The organism is Streptomyces sp. JNUCC 64 (assembly GCF_054484115.1).
In genome coordinates, this window is record NZ_CM137015.1 from 161832 (window position 1) to 176003 (window position 14172).

The 14172-nt window shown below is 74.0% G+C and carries 12 protein-coding genes and 1 pseudogene; 2 read left to right on the top strand and 11 right to left on the bottom strand.

What is annotated here, in order from left to right; genetic code table 11:
• Nucleotides 1-20: 20 nt before the first annotated feature.
• From ACVWNX_RS00655 to ACVWNX_RS00675, 5 genes are all read right to left on the bottom strand, one after another.
• Entirely contained in the window at nucleotides 21-947 is a 927-nt protein-coding gene (locus ACVWNX_RS00655; protein ID WP_454411858.1) for a serine hydrolase, read from the bottom strand.
• Nucleotides 944-2557: an N-acyl-D-amino-acid deacylase family protein gene (locus ACVWNX_RS00660; RefSeq protein ID WP_454411859.1), complete on the bottom strand. Its 1614-nt coding sequence runs from the start codon at nucleotides 2555-2557 to the stop codon at nucleotides 944-946. Before ACVWNX_RS00660 ends, ACVWNX_RS00655 begins: the two co-directional genes overlap by 4 nt.
• A complete protein-coding gene (locus ACVWNX_RS00665; protein WP_454411860.1) occupies nucleotides 2557-3330 on the bottom strand; it encodes an amino acid ABC transporter ATP-binding protein in 774 nt (257 codons plus the stop codon). The genes ACVWNX_RS00660 and ACVWNX_RS00665 overlap by 1 nt, the downstream gene beginning before the upstream one ends.
• Nucleotides 3327-4235 (bottom strand): amino acid ABC transporter permease, encoded by a 909-nt coding sequence (locus ACVWNX_RS00670; protein WP_454411861.1) that lies wholly within the window; start codon nucleotides 4233-4235, stop codon nucleotides 3327-3329. The genes ACVWNX_RS00665 and ACVWNX_RS00670 overlap by 4 nt, the downstream gene beginning before the upstream one ends.
• A 74-nt stretch (nucleotides 4236-4309) precedes the next feature.
• Nucleotides 4310-5200, bottom strand: coding sequence for an ABC transporter substrate-binding protein (locus ACVWNX_RS00675; RefSeq protein WP_454411862.1), 891 nt, complete (start codon nucleotides 5198-5200; stop codon nucleotides 4310-4312).
• A gap of 385 nt (nucleotides 5201-5585) precedes the next feature.
• On the opposite strand from ACVWNX_RS00675, the gene ACVWNX_RS00680 reads away from it, so the two are divergent.
• On the top strand, nucleotides 5586-5777 hold the full coding sequence (locus tag ACVWNX_RS00680) for a DUF1059 domain-containing protein (RefSeq protein ID WP_454411863.1): 192 nt from the start codon (nucleotides 5586-5588) through the stop codon (nucleotides 5775-5777).
• 181 nt (nucleotides 5778-5958) lie between these two features.
• Here ACVWNX_RS00680 and ACVWNX_RS00685 read toward each other — a convergent pair whose 3' ends face one another.
• Nucleotides 5959-6669 (bottom strand): 4'-phosphopantetheinyl transferase family protein, encoded by a 711-nt coding sequence (locus tag ACVWNX_RS00685; RefSeq protein ID WP_454415028.1) that lies wholly within the window; start codon nucleotides 6667-6669, stop codon nucleotides 5959-5961.
• A gap of 248 nt (nucleotides 6670-6917) precedes the next feature.
• A complete protein-coding gene (locus ACVWNX_RS00690) occupies nucleotides 6918-7700 on the bottom strand; it encodes an MBL fold metallo-hydrolase (RefSeq protein WP_454411864.1) in 783 nt (260 codons plus the stop codon).
• 101 nt (nucleotides 7701-7801) lie between these two features.
• Between ACVWNX_RS00690 and ACVWNX_RS00695 the strand changes: the two genes are divergently transcribed.
• A complete protein-coding gene (locus tag ACVWNX_RS00695) occupies nucleotides 7802-8743 on the top strand; it encodes an AraC family transcriptional regulator (protein ID WP_454411866.1) in 942 nt (313 codons plus the stop codon).
• A 58-nt stretch (nucleotides 8744-8801) separates the two neighbouring features.
• On the opposite strand, the gene ACVWNX_RS00700 is transcribed toward ACVWNX_RS00695, so the two are convergent.
• The 4 genes and pseudogenes from ACVWNX_RS00700 to ACVWNX_RS00715 all read right to left on the bottom strand — a co-directional run bounded on the left by ACVWNX_RS00700 (nucleotide 8802) and on the right by ACVWNX_RS00715 (nucleotide 14011).
• On the bottom strand, nucleotides 8802-9968 hold the full coding sequence (locus ACVWNX_RS00700) for a S8 family peptidase (RefSeq protein ID WP_454411867.1): 1167 nt from the start codon (nucleotides 9966-9968) through the stop codon (nucleotides 8802-8804).
• A gap of 817 nt (nucleotides 9969-10785) precedes the next feature.
• Nucleotides 10786-11000: pseudogene (locus ACVWNX_RS00705) on the bottom strand (response regulator transcription factor); the annotation flags it as partial.
• 55 nt (nucleotides 11001-11055) lie between these two features.
• Complete coding sequence (locus ACVWNX_RS00710; protein ID WP_454411868.1) at nucleotides 11056-12669, bottom strand: flavin monoamine oxidase family protein; 1614 nt, start codon at nucleotides 12667-12669, stop codon at nucleotides 11056-11058.
• A gap of 193 nt (nucleotides 12670-12862) precedes the next feature.
• Complete coding sequence (locus ACVWNX_RS00715; RefSeq protein WP_454411869.1) at nucleotides 12863-14011, bottom strand: type III polyketide synthase; 1149 nt, start codon at nucleotides 14009-14011, stop codon at nucleotides 12863-12865.
• Nucleotides 14012-14172: the final 161 nt, after the last annotated feature.

Here is a 14172-nt window from a genome sequence, read left to right on the forward strand (position 1 = left end):
GCCGGGGCGGAGGGCGTCCCTCAGTGCCCGGCGGGCGTCATGGCGTGCTCGGCGAGGGTGCGGCCGACGTCGCGGATGGCGTGCACGGCCGCCCGTTCGGTGCTCGGGCCCAGCGCGGTGTCCCAGTGGGCGACGACCGCGTAGGCGATCCGCCGGGTGCCGACGAGCAGTCCGGCGTCGGCCCTGGTCCCGGCGTCGGTGCCGGTCTTGTTGGCGACCAGCAGCGCTCCCGGCAGCGGCTCGGGGAAGCACGGCGCGTACGGGTCGTGGGCGGCGAGCGCGGGCACCAGCCCGTGGTCGGTGTTCGCCCGCATCCAGCGCAGCAGCCGCGCGGACGCCCCGGGCGAGACCATCGTGCCGTGCGCGGCACGCGCCACCAGCAGGGCGAGGTCCCGGGCGGTGCCGGTCGCGAAGACCGGCGGCACTCCGGGGCCGCGCTCGTCGCGCACCACGTCGTGCAGCCTGAGGTGCGCGAGGCCCAGCCGCTCGGCGAGCCGGGCGGTGGCGTCCAGGCCGACCAGGCGCAGCAGCGCGTTGGTGGCCGTGTTGTCGCTGACCGAAGCGGTGAGCCAGCACAGGTCGGCCACGCTCCAGCCGGTGCGGCCGAGCCGGGTCAGCAGTCCGGTGCCGCCCGCCCGGTCCCCGGCCCGGACCTCGACGGGCCGGTCGGCGTCGAGTTCCCCGCTGTCGAGGCGGCGCGCGACCTCCGCGAGGAGCAGCAGCTTCGAGGTGGAGGCGACGGGCAGGACGGTCTCGTCGCGCACCCCCACGGAGTCCGTTCCCGGGAAGCCGGTTGCCCGGGAGCCCGTTCCCGGGGAGTCCGCCCCGGGGACGGTGCCGGTGGGGCTGGTGGGGCCGGGAGCGTCGAGGTCGACGGCGCTGACGGCGAGGACGAACGGCAACGCCGTGGCGCGTCCGGCCGCGGCGGCGACCCCGGCGAGACTCATCGCACCTCCAGGACCCGGCCGGCGCGGACTCCGGTCGGCACCCCGTCGCGCACCGCGATCCGGCCGGCGACCAGGACGGTGTCGACGCCCTCGGGGCGGGACAGCGGGCGTTCGAAGGTGGCCCGGTCGCGTACCGCGGCGGGGTCGAGGACCACCAGGTCGGCGTGGGCGCCCCCGGTGACGGTGCCGCGTCCGGCGAGGCGGAAGCGGGCCGCGGGCAGCCCGGTCATCTTGTGGACGGCGGCCTCCAGGGTGAGCAGGCCCTCGTCCCGCGCGTAGTGGCCGAGGACCCTGGCGAAGCTGCCCGCCCACCGGGGGTGCGGGCGGCCGGGCTTGGGGACGCCGTCCGAGCCGATCATGGACAGCGGGCTGGCGACGACCCGGCGGACGTCGTCCTCGCGCATCGAGTGGCTGATGATCGTCACCTCGCCCTGTTCGGCGAGGAGCAGGTCGCAGACGTAGTCCACGGGGTCGCAGCCCCGTTCGGCGGCGAGGTCCGCGATCCGGCGGCCCTGGACGTGCGGATGGGTGGGGGCGGCGGCGACGGCGATGAGGTCCCAGCCGCCGTTGCCGACGGTGTTCTCCCAGCCCTCGACCCCCCGCGCGATGTCCTTCCTGATCCGCTCGCGCACGGGTTCCTCGTGGAGGCGGGCCAGCAGCGCGCCGATGCCGCCCTCGTTGGCCCAGGGCGGGAGCATCGCGTGCAGGACGGTGCTGCCCGCGGTGTAGGGGTAGACGTCGCAGAGCACGTCCACTCCCTCCGCCCGGGCCCGTTCCAGTCTGGGCAGGGTACGCGAGGTGGCGCCCCAGGCGTGCCGTCCGGCGGTCTTGTGGTGGGAGACCTGGAGCGGCGCCCCGGAGCGGACGGCGATCTCCAGGGCCTCTTCCAGGGCCTCGTCGACGCGCGCCATCTCGTCGCGCAGATGGGTCACGTACGGTTTGCCGTGCCGGGCGGCGACCTCCGCGAGGGCGACGATCTCCTCCGTGGCGGCGTAGGTGCCCGGGGGGTAGATGAGCCCGGTGGAGAGCCCGGCGGCGCCCTGGGCGAGGGCCCGGTCCAGCAGGTCGCACATGGCGCGCAGTTCGCCGTCGGTGGGTTCGCGGGCGTCGAAGCCCATCACCCCGGCCCGGAGCGTGCCGTGTCCCACCAGGGACGCGAGGTGGGTGGCGCGCAGCGCGGGACGCTGTCCGGCGGCGAAGGCGGCGAAGTCGGGGGCGGGCGGCACCGGGCCGAGGCCGAAGGTCACCCGCAGGTGTCCGGCGAGGCCGGGGAGCCGTTCGGGCAGGGCGGGGAAGAGGCTGGAGCCGCAGTTCCCGGCGATCTCGGTGGTGACCCCCTGGAGCAGGGGCGCCAGCCGCAGCGCCTCGACGGAGGGGTCCTCGGTCTCCTGGGGGACGGCGAGCGCGTCGGAGTGGGTGTGGACGTCGACGAAGCCGGGGGTGACGACCCGTCCGGTGACGTCGAGGACGGTGGCGGCGGTGACCGCGCGGCCGGGCGGCGGCAGCACGATCCGGCCGTCCACGACGCCCACGTCGGCGGTGCGGGCGGGGGCGCCGGTGCCGTCGACGACGGTGCCGCCGCGCAGCAGCAGGTCGAGGGGGCGTCCCATCACAGCACCGTGGAGAGGAAGGCCCGGGTGCGGTCGTGCCGCGGGGCGCCGAACAGTTCACCGGGCGGACCGGACTCCACGACGAGCCCGTCGTCCATGAAGACCACCCGGTCGGCGACCTCGCGGGCGAAGCCCATCTCATGGGTGACGACGACCATCGTCATCCCGCTTCGGGCGAGGTCCTTCATCACCGTGAGCACCTCCCCGACCAGTTCGGGGTCGAGCGCGGAGGTGGGTTCGTCGAAGAGCATCAGGGCGGGTTCCATGGCGAGGGCGCGGGCGATAGCGACGCGCTGCTGCTGGCCGCCGGAGAGCTGGGCGGGGTAGTGGTCGGCGCGGTCCGCGAGGCCGACCCGGTCGAGCAGTTCCCGGGCCTGGCGTTCGGCTTCGGCGCGGGGGCGGCGCTTGACGGCGAGGGGGCCCTCCATGACGTTGCGGACGGCGGTGCGGTGCGGGAAGAGGTGGAAGCGCTGGAAGACCATGCCGACGCGTTCGCGCTGGGCCCGCACCTCCTTGGCACGCCGCTCCCGCAGGACCCGTCCGGAGGTGCCGTGCTGTTCGTAGCCGACGAGTTCGCCGTGCAGCCAGACGCGGCCCGCGTCGAGGGTCTCCAGGTGGTTGAAGCAGCGCAGCAGGGTGGACTTGCCGGAGCCGGAGGGGCCGATCAGACAGAGCACCTCGCCGGAGCGGACCTCCAGGTCGATGCCGCGCAGCACCTCGGTGTCGCCGAACCGTTTGCGGACCCGCCGGGCCTTGAGGACGAGGTCGGTCACGAGACGGCTCCCTTGCCGGTGCGCCCGGGGACGAGGTTGGTGAGGACCCGGCGGCGCAGGGGGGCGGCTCCGGGGCTGTAGCGGCGCTCGACGAAGTGCTGGGCGACGCTGGCGACGGTGGTGAGCGCGAGGTACCAGAGCGAGGCGACCATCAGCAGCGCGATGACCTCGAAGTTGGTGAGGTACAGGTGCTGGGAGACGGTCATGAGGTCGGCGCCCGCGATGACGGAGACCAGGGAGGTGGTCTTGAGCATGGAGATGAACTGGTTGCCGAACGGCGGGATGATGACCCGCATGGCCTGGGGCAGGACGACCCGGGTGAGGATCTGCCGGTTGGACAGGCCGAGCGAGGCGCCCGCCTCCCGCTGGCCGGGGTCGACGCTCTGGATGCCCGCGCGGACGATCTCCGCGAGGTAGGCGCCCTCGTTGATGGAGAGTCCGAGCAGGGCGGCGACGAAACCGGTGATGACGGCGTTGGTCTGCCACTCGACGAGCTTGGGGCCGTCGAAGGGGACGCCGACGCCGATCACGGGGAACAGCAGGGCGAGGTTGAACCAGAAGATGAGCTGGACCAGGAGCGGGGTGCCCCGGAAGAACCAGGTGTAGGCGCTCGCGGTGAGCCTCAGGACGGGGCTCTCGGACAGTTGCATCACCGCGACGACGACCCCGATGGCGATGCCCGCGGTCATCGAGATCAGGGTGAGCTGGACCGTCACCCAGAGCCCTTCGAGGATGACCCCGTCGAACTGGTACTCGGCGATGACGTCCCAGTGGAGGTTGGGGTTGACCACGACGGTGTGGACGAGCCACACGGTGACGGCCAAGGCGAGGAGGACCGCGAGCCAGCGGGCGGGCCGGGGGCGGCGGCTGAGCCGGAACGCGAGGTCGTCGTCGGGGGGAACCATCGGGGCCGGAGGGCCCACCGGATCCGCAGAATCGTTTTTGCTGAGACGGGTCACGTCGTTCTCCGCCATCCGGCTCACTGACCGTCGTTGATGGTGGCCTCGGGCACGGCGCTGCCCGCGACCCCGTACTCGTCGAGGACCTTCTTGTACTCGCCGTTGTCGATCAGGGTCTGGAGCGCCTTCCGCACCGCGTCGCGCAGCCCGTTCTGGTCCTTGCCGACGGCGATGCCCCAGGGCGCCGCCCCGTACTGGGTGGGCACGACCTCGTACGCCTCGTTCTTCTCGGCGAACATCTGGGCGACCGGGTAGTCCACGATGGTGGCCACCGCCCGTCCGCTCTCCAGCTGGAGGAGGCCGGTGGGGGCGTCCTCGCTCTGCGAGATCCGCATCTTCTCGCCGCACTTGGCGTTCTGCCCCTGCCCGATCTCCAGGTTGGAGCTGCCCTTGGCGAGGACGACCGCCTTGCCGCAGAGGTCCTCCAGGGTCTTGATCCCCTCCGGGTTGCCCTTCTTGACCATGACCACCCCGCCGGTGCGGAAGTAGTCGACGAAGTCGACGGCCTCGCGGCGCTGCGGGCTGTCGGTCATCGAGGACATGACGAGGTCGAAGCGTCCGGACTTCAGTCCCGGGATGAGACCGTCGAACGCGGCGTTGGTGAGCTTGAGCTTGAGCCCCAGCTCCTCGGCGACCGCCCGCGCCAGGTCGGGGTCCACCCCGGTCAGCTCGGTGGTGCCCGGCTTGTACATCTCCATCGGGGGGTAGCCGACGGCGGTGGCGACCCGCAGCTCGCCCTTCTCGCGGAACGACTCGGGAAGCATCTCCCGGGCGCTCTTCTTCCCCCCGGCGCCGGACTCGTCCGCCGTACCGGAACCGCCCTGGTCGGACCGTCCGCAGGAGGTGACGGCGAGAGCGGCCACGGCGGCCAGGGCCGCGAGGACGCGCACCCGTCTGTGATGGGTCAGCATGGCCATTTCTCTCCCTCAGCCGGTGACAGTGCGCTGATGCTGGCAGCTGGGCGCCGCTGAACGGAAGATGATGAAGCTATTGGCGTCTGAGCGTCGTTTTCTTCGTTGCTCCACCCCCGGACGGGGGGCGAGGCGACCGGAGGGGGAGGCGACCGGGCGGGGCCGGGTGGACCGCCCGCGCGCACGTACCGTCACCCGTCGTCATCCGCCGTCACCTTCCGGAGCGGATCGTGTCCACGACTTTCGCCCGGACGCAAACGGAGGGAGTCTGGAGGGGTAGACCCATCGCTGCCCCCGGCATCACCCCCCACGGCCGCCCGGTCGACGGGCCGACCGCTCCGGGACGGTGACGAAGGCAGTGCCGCTCCGTCAACGGAGGCACGTCATGCGCAAGGTCGCCGACTGCCGGGACTACCCCAGCGAGTCGAACTGCACCCTCACCATCTCGGGTGAGGAGGAGGAAGTGGTGCGCGCCGCCGCCGAGCACGCGGCGTCCGTCCACGGTCACACCGACACCCCGGAGCTGAGGGAAGAGGTCCGGGGGATGCTGAAGGACGAGGTTCCCCAGCACGTCTGAACCGGCACGGCCGGCCCTTTCCCGGGGCCCGCCCGCACGGCCGGGCGCCGTCCGGCGCCCGGGCCGGTCCGGTCGGATACGGCCCACCCCGGTCCGTTTCGGTCCGGGGTGGAGCTCGGTTCCCGGTCGCTTGCCCTGGCAGGCCCCCGGAGGTGAGCGCCAGGCCGGACCGGGAGGCCCGTCAGCGGGCGTCCGCCGGATGGACGGCGGCGGTGAGGACCAGCCCCCGGGTGATCCGCCACCGTCCGTCGAAGACGGTGAGGTCCCGGCCCTCCGGGTCGCGGCCGTCCCTCAGCAGACGGGCCCGGAAGGTCCCCGTGGCGGCGGGGCCTTCCGCACCGGGGCCGGGGCGGGCCTCCTCCGGGTCCGGGACCAGGTCGATCCGGGCCTCCTCGAACCCGAGCCAGAGTCCCGTCAGCGGGAACCAGGTCTTGTAGACGGTCTCCTTGGCGCTGAACAGCAGCCGGTCCCAGTGGACGTCCGGCCGCCGCCGGGCCAGTCCGGCCAGGGCGGTGGACTCGGCGGGCAGGGCCACGCTGTCCAGGACGCCCTCGGGCAGCGGACCGTGCGGCTCGGCGTCGACCCCGAGCGAGGCGACGTCCCGGGCGCGGGCCACGGCCGCCGCGCGGTAACCCTCGCAGTGCGTCAGCGAGCCCGCCACGCCCGGGGGCCATCCGGGGGCTCCGCGTTCGCCCGGCAGCAGGGGCTCGGCGGGGACGCCGAGTCCGGCGAGCGCCCGGCGGGCGCAGTGCCGTCCGGTGGTGAACTCCCGGCGCCGTTTGTCCACCGCGCGGGCGATCACCGCCTCTTCCTCGGGGTAGAGCCGGACCCCGGGCGGATCGTCGAACGCCTCGGCCACCACCACCCCCGGGGGCAGCAGGGCCCCGAGCAGGGTGCCCATCACCGGGCCCCGGGGAACGGAGTGCCGACCGCGCGCTCCCGCACCGGGTCCGGCGGCGTCCCCGGTTCGCGGTTCCCGTGCCGCGCGGCCGTGGTCCCGCCGTGGTGGTGTCCGGTCCCGGGGGACGCTCGTCGGGCGTTCCGCTCTCTCCAGTCGGTCGTCACGCCGTCAACCCTACGGGCCGTCAACGGTGTCGCGGGAGGGGACGGGGGGCGGCTCGGTGGGGGCGCTGACCCGGATCAGTCCTGCCGGGGACCGAAGAGGTACTGGTTGCCGATGTCCACCAGCGGGGCGGCCCGCCAGTCGGGGTAGCGCTCCAGGATCGCCTTCTTGTACGCCTCGCCGTCGCCGCCGAGCAGTTCGCGGGCGTCGTCCAGATAGCGGGTCATCTCCGCGAACACCTCGCGCCCGGCGGGCAGTCCGTGCCCCGGCAGGACGGTGTCGTAGCGGTCGTCGGCGGCGAGCGCGGCCAGTGCCGTCCGCCAGCCGTCGAGATCACCGTTGCCGAGGAACAGATGGGTGCGGTGGAAGACGAGGTCCTGGGCGATGAGCACGCCCTGGTCCGGCAGCCGGACCACCAGTTCGTCGGCGGCCTCCCCACCGGAGTGGGCCTCGAACTCCAGGGTGATCCCGTCGACGACCTCGGTGCCCGGGGTGATGATCCGGGTCGGGGTCATGTCCGCGACGGGGATCGCCTCACCACCCGGGTCGCGACCGTCACCCTGGGCCACGATCCCGTCCCTCACGGCCGCCAGGGCGTGGACAGGAGCCCCGAAGCGGGCGGCGCCGTGGAAGTGGTCGGGATGCGCGTGGCTGATGACGAGCCGGTCGAGCGGCTTGCCCAGGCTCCGGGCGTATCCGGCGACCTCGTCGGCGCAGCCGAGCGCGTACTGCGCGTCCACGGCGATGATCCGGCCGGGTGTCTCGATCAGCTGGGTGGTCACATTCAGACTGTCGTCCGGGGCCATATAGCTGTGAACGCGGACCGGGCCCCGGTCGACGACGGTGAGGGTGCCCCTCATGGTGAACGCTCCGTTCGCTGGTGGTAGGCGGGCCCGACGGTCGGCCCGGTCCCTCCACTCTCGCGGCCGGCGTTCCGTTCCGCGAGATAGGCTGACGACCGATGATGGTCAGAAACGGACACTCCGCCGATCCGCCCGGTGCGGGCGGCCCGGGCGCCGCCGCCCCGGACCGTCCGGCGGCCGGGCCGATCCCGCGCTACGGCTTCCACTCCCCCGGGACCCCGGTGCCCGGCATCGAGCCGACCGATCTGGCGGTGCTCCGCCGCCGGGTGCCCGACGAGGTGCTCCGGAGGGTGCACCGCACCGACTTCCACGCCCTCACCCTGGTGACCCGGGGCGAGGGCGCGCACACCGTGGACTTCGTCGACCACCCCTGCCGCCCCGGCACCCTGCTGTGGGTGCGCCCCGGGCAGGTGCAGCGCTTCCCCGCGGCCGGGGAACTCGCCGGGCCGCATCTGATCTTCACCCCCGACTTCCCCCCGGCGGCCGGGGCGTCCGGCCGTCCGCTCGCCCCGCCCTTCGGGCCCGTCCGCTGGGATCTGTCGGGCACGGCGGACCGGGCGCCGGTGGCGGCCCTGCTCACCCGGATCGCCGCCGAGTACCGGCGGCCGCCCGGACGGGTCTCCCCGGAGGTCCTCCGGTTCCTGCTGGGCGCCCTGCTGCTGCACGTGGACCGGCTGCCGGACCCGGGCGCGCCCGGTCCGCCCACCGCCGCGCACGGGGTGTACGCCCGTTTCCGGGAGGAGCTGGAACGCTCCTACCACCGCACCCGCCGCGCGGAGGACTACGCGGCGGCGCTCGGCTACTCGGTCAAGTCGCTGACCAGGGCCTGTCTGACCGCTACCGGACAGCCGGTCAAACAGGTCATCGACGCCCGGGTGGTGCTCCAGGCGAAACGGCTGCTCGCGCACACCGGGGACCCCGTCTCGGTCGTCGCCCGGCGGCTGGGCTTCACCGAACCCACCAACTTCGGGAAGTACTTCGCCCGCCACACCGGCACCACACCGGGCGGCTTCCGGCGGGCCCAGCGCGGCGGGGCGTGAGGGACGGACGGCCCCGGGTCACCGGCTCAGCAGGCCGGGGTGACCGTGGTCACGCAGGTCACAGGGTCGACTTGAACAGCAGACGGTTGGGGGTGCCGCTGACGTTGCCGCGGATCACGTTCGGCGTGCTGCTGTTGATGATCCAGTTGTTGACCGTGGTGCTGGACGCCTCGCCGTAGGAGCCCTTGTAGAGCGCGGCGACGCCCGCGACGTGCGGCGCGGCCATCGAGGTGCCGCTCATGCTGGTGGTGCCGCCGCCCATCCGGGTGGAGGTGATGCTCACCCCGGGGCCGTAGAGGTCGGTGCACTGGCCGTAGTTGCTGAAGCTCGCCTTGTTGTCACCGGAGTCCGAGGCGGCGACCGACAGGGCGTTGGCCGCGCTCGCCGGGGAGAAGTTGCAGGCGTCCTGGTTGCTGTTGCCCGCGGCGACCGTGGTGTGGACGCCGGAGTTGGCGAGGGCGGTGGCCGCGTTGTTCAGGGCGGCCGAGTAACCGCCGCCGAGCGAGGCGTTGGCGACGGCGGGCTTGGCGGCGTTCTGGCGGACCCAGTCGAAGCCCGCGATGATGCCGGAGAACGACCCGGAGCCCTGACAGTTGAGGACCTTCACGCCGCGCAGCTGGACGCCCTTGGCCACGCCGTAGGTGGAGCCGCCGACGGTGCCCGCGACATGGGTGCCGTGGCCGTTGCAGTCCTGGCCGTTGCCGCCGAAGGAGTCGAAGACGTTGCGGGCCCGGCCGCCGAAGTCGGGGTGGCTGGTGTCGAGGCCGGAGTCGATGATGTAGGCGGTGACGCCCGCGCCGGTGCCGTTGTAGACGTAGGTGCCGTTGCGTCCGGTGCGCTGGTCTATTCGGTCCAGGCCCCAGGGGGCGTTGTTCTGCGTGGCGGAGGAGACGGCCTTCTGGTCCTCCTCGATGGACTTGATCCGCGAGTCGGCGCGGAGCGCGGCGAGTTCGCCGGAGGTCAGGGTGGCGGCGAAGCCGTTGAGGACCTCCTCGTAGACGTGGTCGGGGGTGACCGACCGGGCCTTCGCCACGGCCGAGGGGTCGTTGCCCTTCTTCACGGTGACGATGTACTGGCCCTTGATCTCGGTGCTGGTGGGGGCCTGGGCGACCTTGACCAGCGGGGTGGGGGCCGGGGCGGCGAACCCGCTGCTGGGGACGAGGGAGAGGGGGAGGGCGAGACCGAGGGTGCCGGCGGCGAGGCCGCCGATGTGGGTAGCGCGCATGGGAGGGCTGACACCTTTCGTGGTCCGGTCGCGCGGGGGACGGCGACCGGTGAGTGGGGGAACGCGCCCCGGCCGTGCGGTCGTTGGGGAGGACCGCGGGGACTGCGGGTGCGGGGGCGCGGAAGGTGGAGCGGAAGGTGGAACAGCTCGCCGCGAAAGGGCGCGGCGGTGAGTGGGGTACCGCACAACGGGGGTGGGGGACGGACGGCACGAGGAACCGTCTCCCGCCCTCCCGTCCCTCGTGACGGGGTGGCGGGCGCACTCCCGGCCCGGGCGCTCAAGAGCGGGATCGCCGCTATGCGAACGCCCGTGTCCGCTGTGCGTGCGACAACATACCGGCTGCGTCAGCCGATCACCACGGTTGAAATGCGCATGACGGATTGGGATACTGCCCGGCCCGGGCGCGCCGCCCCGCCCGCGCACCAAGGGGCGCCCGTCGTGGACTTGGACGCCCCCGCGTCCCCCGCCGGACGGGGCGTCACACCCCCTCCGGCACGGTGCACGGCGCTTCCGCGTGCGACGGGACGCCGGTGACGGTGGAGGACCCACGGAGCGTGGTCGGCGCCCGTCGGACGGGTGGAGTGGCCACCGGCCCGGCCCGGTGGAGCCGGGTGGGGACGCCGGGGCACGGGACTCGGCGAACGCTCAGGGTGAGCACCGTTCCCGGGGCCGGGGGGGTGACGCCACCCGGCACCGGGAGGTGGCATCCGGGTACCGCACGGGGCGGGGGGGCTCCGGGGCGCGGAACCGCGCTCCCCGGGTGAACCGACGGACCGTCTCGCGGCGACGAGGCGTCACCCGCCTCGGGGGCGCGGTCTCATCCGCCCGGCCAGCCGGGTCGCACCAGGCCCGGCTCATGGGCGAGCACCCCAGTCGGGCGCGGTCCCGGACGTTCGCCTTGCTCATGATCCGGCTGACGTGGGGCTTCGCGGTCGCGGGCCGGGCACGTTCCGCGATCTGATCGTTCGCCAGACCTCCCGCCACCAGGGTCATCACCTCGCGTTCGCGGCCGGTCAGCGCGTTGAGCCGGGGGCGGAGCCGGAGCCCGGAACCGGACGGTCGCGGGTGCCGTCGGCACCGGTCGGGGTCAGCCCGCGAGGGCGTGCCGGTGCAGTCGTTCGACGGCGCGGCGGGCCGAGGCCATGGCGCCGTGCTGCCAGCCCAGCGCGTTGCTGAGCCAGTCCCCGGCGAACAGGACCCGGCCGTCGGGTTCGGTGAGCGGGCGGAGGGCGGGGCTGTTCACCCGGTCCTCGTGGTGGACGTCGGCCGCCTGCCAGCCGCTCTCCAGGAAGGGTTCGAGCCCCCACAGCACGGAGACCGCCCCGGTCAGCGCGGTACGGGCCTTCGCGCCGTGCGCCCGTTCGTTGCGGTGTACCGCCTCGGCCAGCCGCTGGGCCGGGGACAGCGGGTGCAGGGTGCGCTCCGCGCCCTCGAAGTAGGCGACCACGACGCCCCGTTCCCCGTGGTGGCCGTGGGACGGGTACCACAGCGAACCGTCCCGGCCGTAGGAGGTGAGGCCGCCGTAGACGCCGAAGTCGTCCTCCCACCAGCGGCCCCGGTACTCCATCGCTATCTTGGCGGGGAACTCCGGCAGGAAGGCGCCCAGCAGCCGGGTGACCGGGGCGGGCAGCCCCTTGATGCCCGCCGCCACCAGGGGCGGGGTCGTGACCAGGCAGTAGTCCGCGTCGAGCGCGCCCGTGCCGGAGGGCCCCCGGTGGACGATCCGGGTGCCCCGCGGGCCCTCGGTGACGGAGGTGACCTCGGTGCCGCAGCGGATCCGGCGCCGTCCGACGCGGTCCGCGAGGGCGTCGACGAGGCGGTCCATGCCGCCGACGGGCTGGAGCAGGGTGGTGGCCATGTCGACCTCGGCGTCCAGGTACCAGTGCCGGGCCAGTTGCTCGGAGAGCACCCGCTCCAGCGACTCCGGCGGGGGCAGCGGGACCCCGGGCTCGCCCGCCGCTCCGGGGGGCGTCGCGTAGCCGCGCCGCCGGGGCGACGCCCGGTAGGCCCAGCCGTCGGTACGGTCCCCGATCCCGCCCATGGTGCGCAGGAACTCCAGCAGGCGTTCCTTGTCGGTCGCGGAGAGCCGTCCGTCGAGGAGGCCCTGGTCGGTGACCTTGGCGAGGAGTTCGGCGACCACTCCGTAGGCGTCCGCCCTGGCGGTCTGCAGCCGGAGGGGGCGGGGGTCCCCGGGGTCGTGGACGAAGGTCCGGGCGTTGGAGATCGTGAAGACCTCCAGCGGGACGCCGAGTTCACGGCAGTAGCCGGTGCTGAGCGCCCACTGCGGCAGCATCGCGGGGCCCGCGTTGGCGTACTGGCCGGGCGCGAAGTCCACCCGCTGGGTGTGCCCCCGGGTGTCGGTCAGGGTGTCGCCGCCGCGCACCGTGAGGCTGCGGCCGCCGATCCCCGGCCGGGCGTCCAGGACCGTCACCTCGTATCCGGCCTTGCGCAGTTCATGGGCGGCCGTCAGCCCCGCCACGCCCGCGCCGACCACCACGACGCTCCCGGCGGCCCGGCCCGAGAGGCGGAAGTCGGAGGCGCGGGGGGCGCGGAACGACGCCTCGGCGGCGCTCGCCCGGGTGGGCGCGAGGCCGAGCGCGCCCATCGCGGTGAAGGCGGCCCCCGCGCCGCCCAGGGCGCCCACCCCGTGCAGGAACCCGCGCCGGGTGGCGGGGTGACCTGGTCCTCGTAGAGCCGTCATGTGCGTTCTCCCTCCGGGAAAGGCGATCCGACCAGTTAATTGACTGACTGGTCACTCTATTAATAGACCCGGCCGCTCCCCCGCATCAACTCCGCCCCGCCGACCGGGGGGTGACGGTCAGGGGCGGGACCCGTGGAACGACCGAGGGGCGCGCCACCCTCCGGTGACGCGCCCCCGTCCCCGTGCCCCGGTCTCAGCGGGGCGCGCAGGCCTCCCACCGGCCGGGCAGCCGCCGTTCCCGGCCAGCGTCGTACCAGGAGCCCGCGATGACCTCCGTGGTGAAGCCGGGGCCGAACGCGACGATCACGCCCCGGGCGCCGTGGCCGGGCGGACCGTCCTCGTGGTGCCGTCGCAGCACGTCGAGGACGGAGACGCTGGAGGTGTTGCCGATCCCGGCCATGCTCGCGCGGCTGTGGCGCAGGGTGTCCGGGGCGAGCCCGAGACCGCGTTCCACCCCGTCCATGATCAGTGGACCACCGGTGTGGGAGACGCAGAACTCCAGGTCGCCGTCGGCCCAGCCGAGTTCGGCGAGGAAGGACTCTATCTCCGGGATGACCAAGGGGACGGTGCTCCGCACCCGGGGGTCGGTCCGGAAGTGGAAGCCGTCCTCGGTGGTGGTGCCCGCGATCACCGAGTGGGAGCCGGGGAGCAGGTGCTGACGGGCCGCCTGGATCCGGAAGCCCCGGTCCCCCGGCGCGGAGCGGCGGAGCACCGCGGCCGCCGCTCCGTCGCCGAAGATCCCGTTGGAGATGAAGTCGCTGAGGGAGTGGCGCTCCCGCTGGAAGGAGAGCGAGCTGAGTTCGGCGGCGACCACCAGCGCGGTCGCGTCCGGGTACGCCTGGAGGTAGTGGAACGCCTCCGCGAGGGCCGAGACCCCCGCCGCGCACCCCAGTTGCTGGATCGGCGTCCGCCGCACCGTCGCACGGCAGCCGATCTCCTGGGCGATGTACGCGTCCGGGCCGGGCAGCGCGTACCCGGTGCAGGAGACGAAGACCAGCAGGTCGACGTCGGCCGCCGCCACCCCGGCGGTGGCCAGGGCCCGTTCGGCGGCGCGGGCGCCGAGCCGGACGACCTCCGCCGTGTACCGCTCGTTGCGGGCGCCGAAGGAGCGCGGGGCGAGCATCTCGGTGAGCCCGCCCACCAGGTTGCGGGTCTCCACCGTGGTGCTGCGCATCAGGTCCAGCCCGCGTTCCCGGTGCGGGACCTCCGCGAAGAGGTCCCCCAGGGCGGCGATGACCTCCTCCTGGGTCACCACCTGCTCGGGCACGACGACGGCGGGGTGGCCGATCGTGACACGGGCGCGCGGCTCGTACCCCTCTTCGCCGGGTGCTGTCACTGGCACGATGTCCGTCCTTTCGGAGTGGGGCGGGACACGGCACGCCCCGCCCTCGCCGGGAGGGCGGGGCGTGCGGGGTCCCGTCGGGGCGGGCGGTGCGGGGGCCGGGCGGGCGTGCCGGTCCGGCGTCTCAGACGGCCGCGCGGTGCGGCGGACCGGGGTGGTGG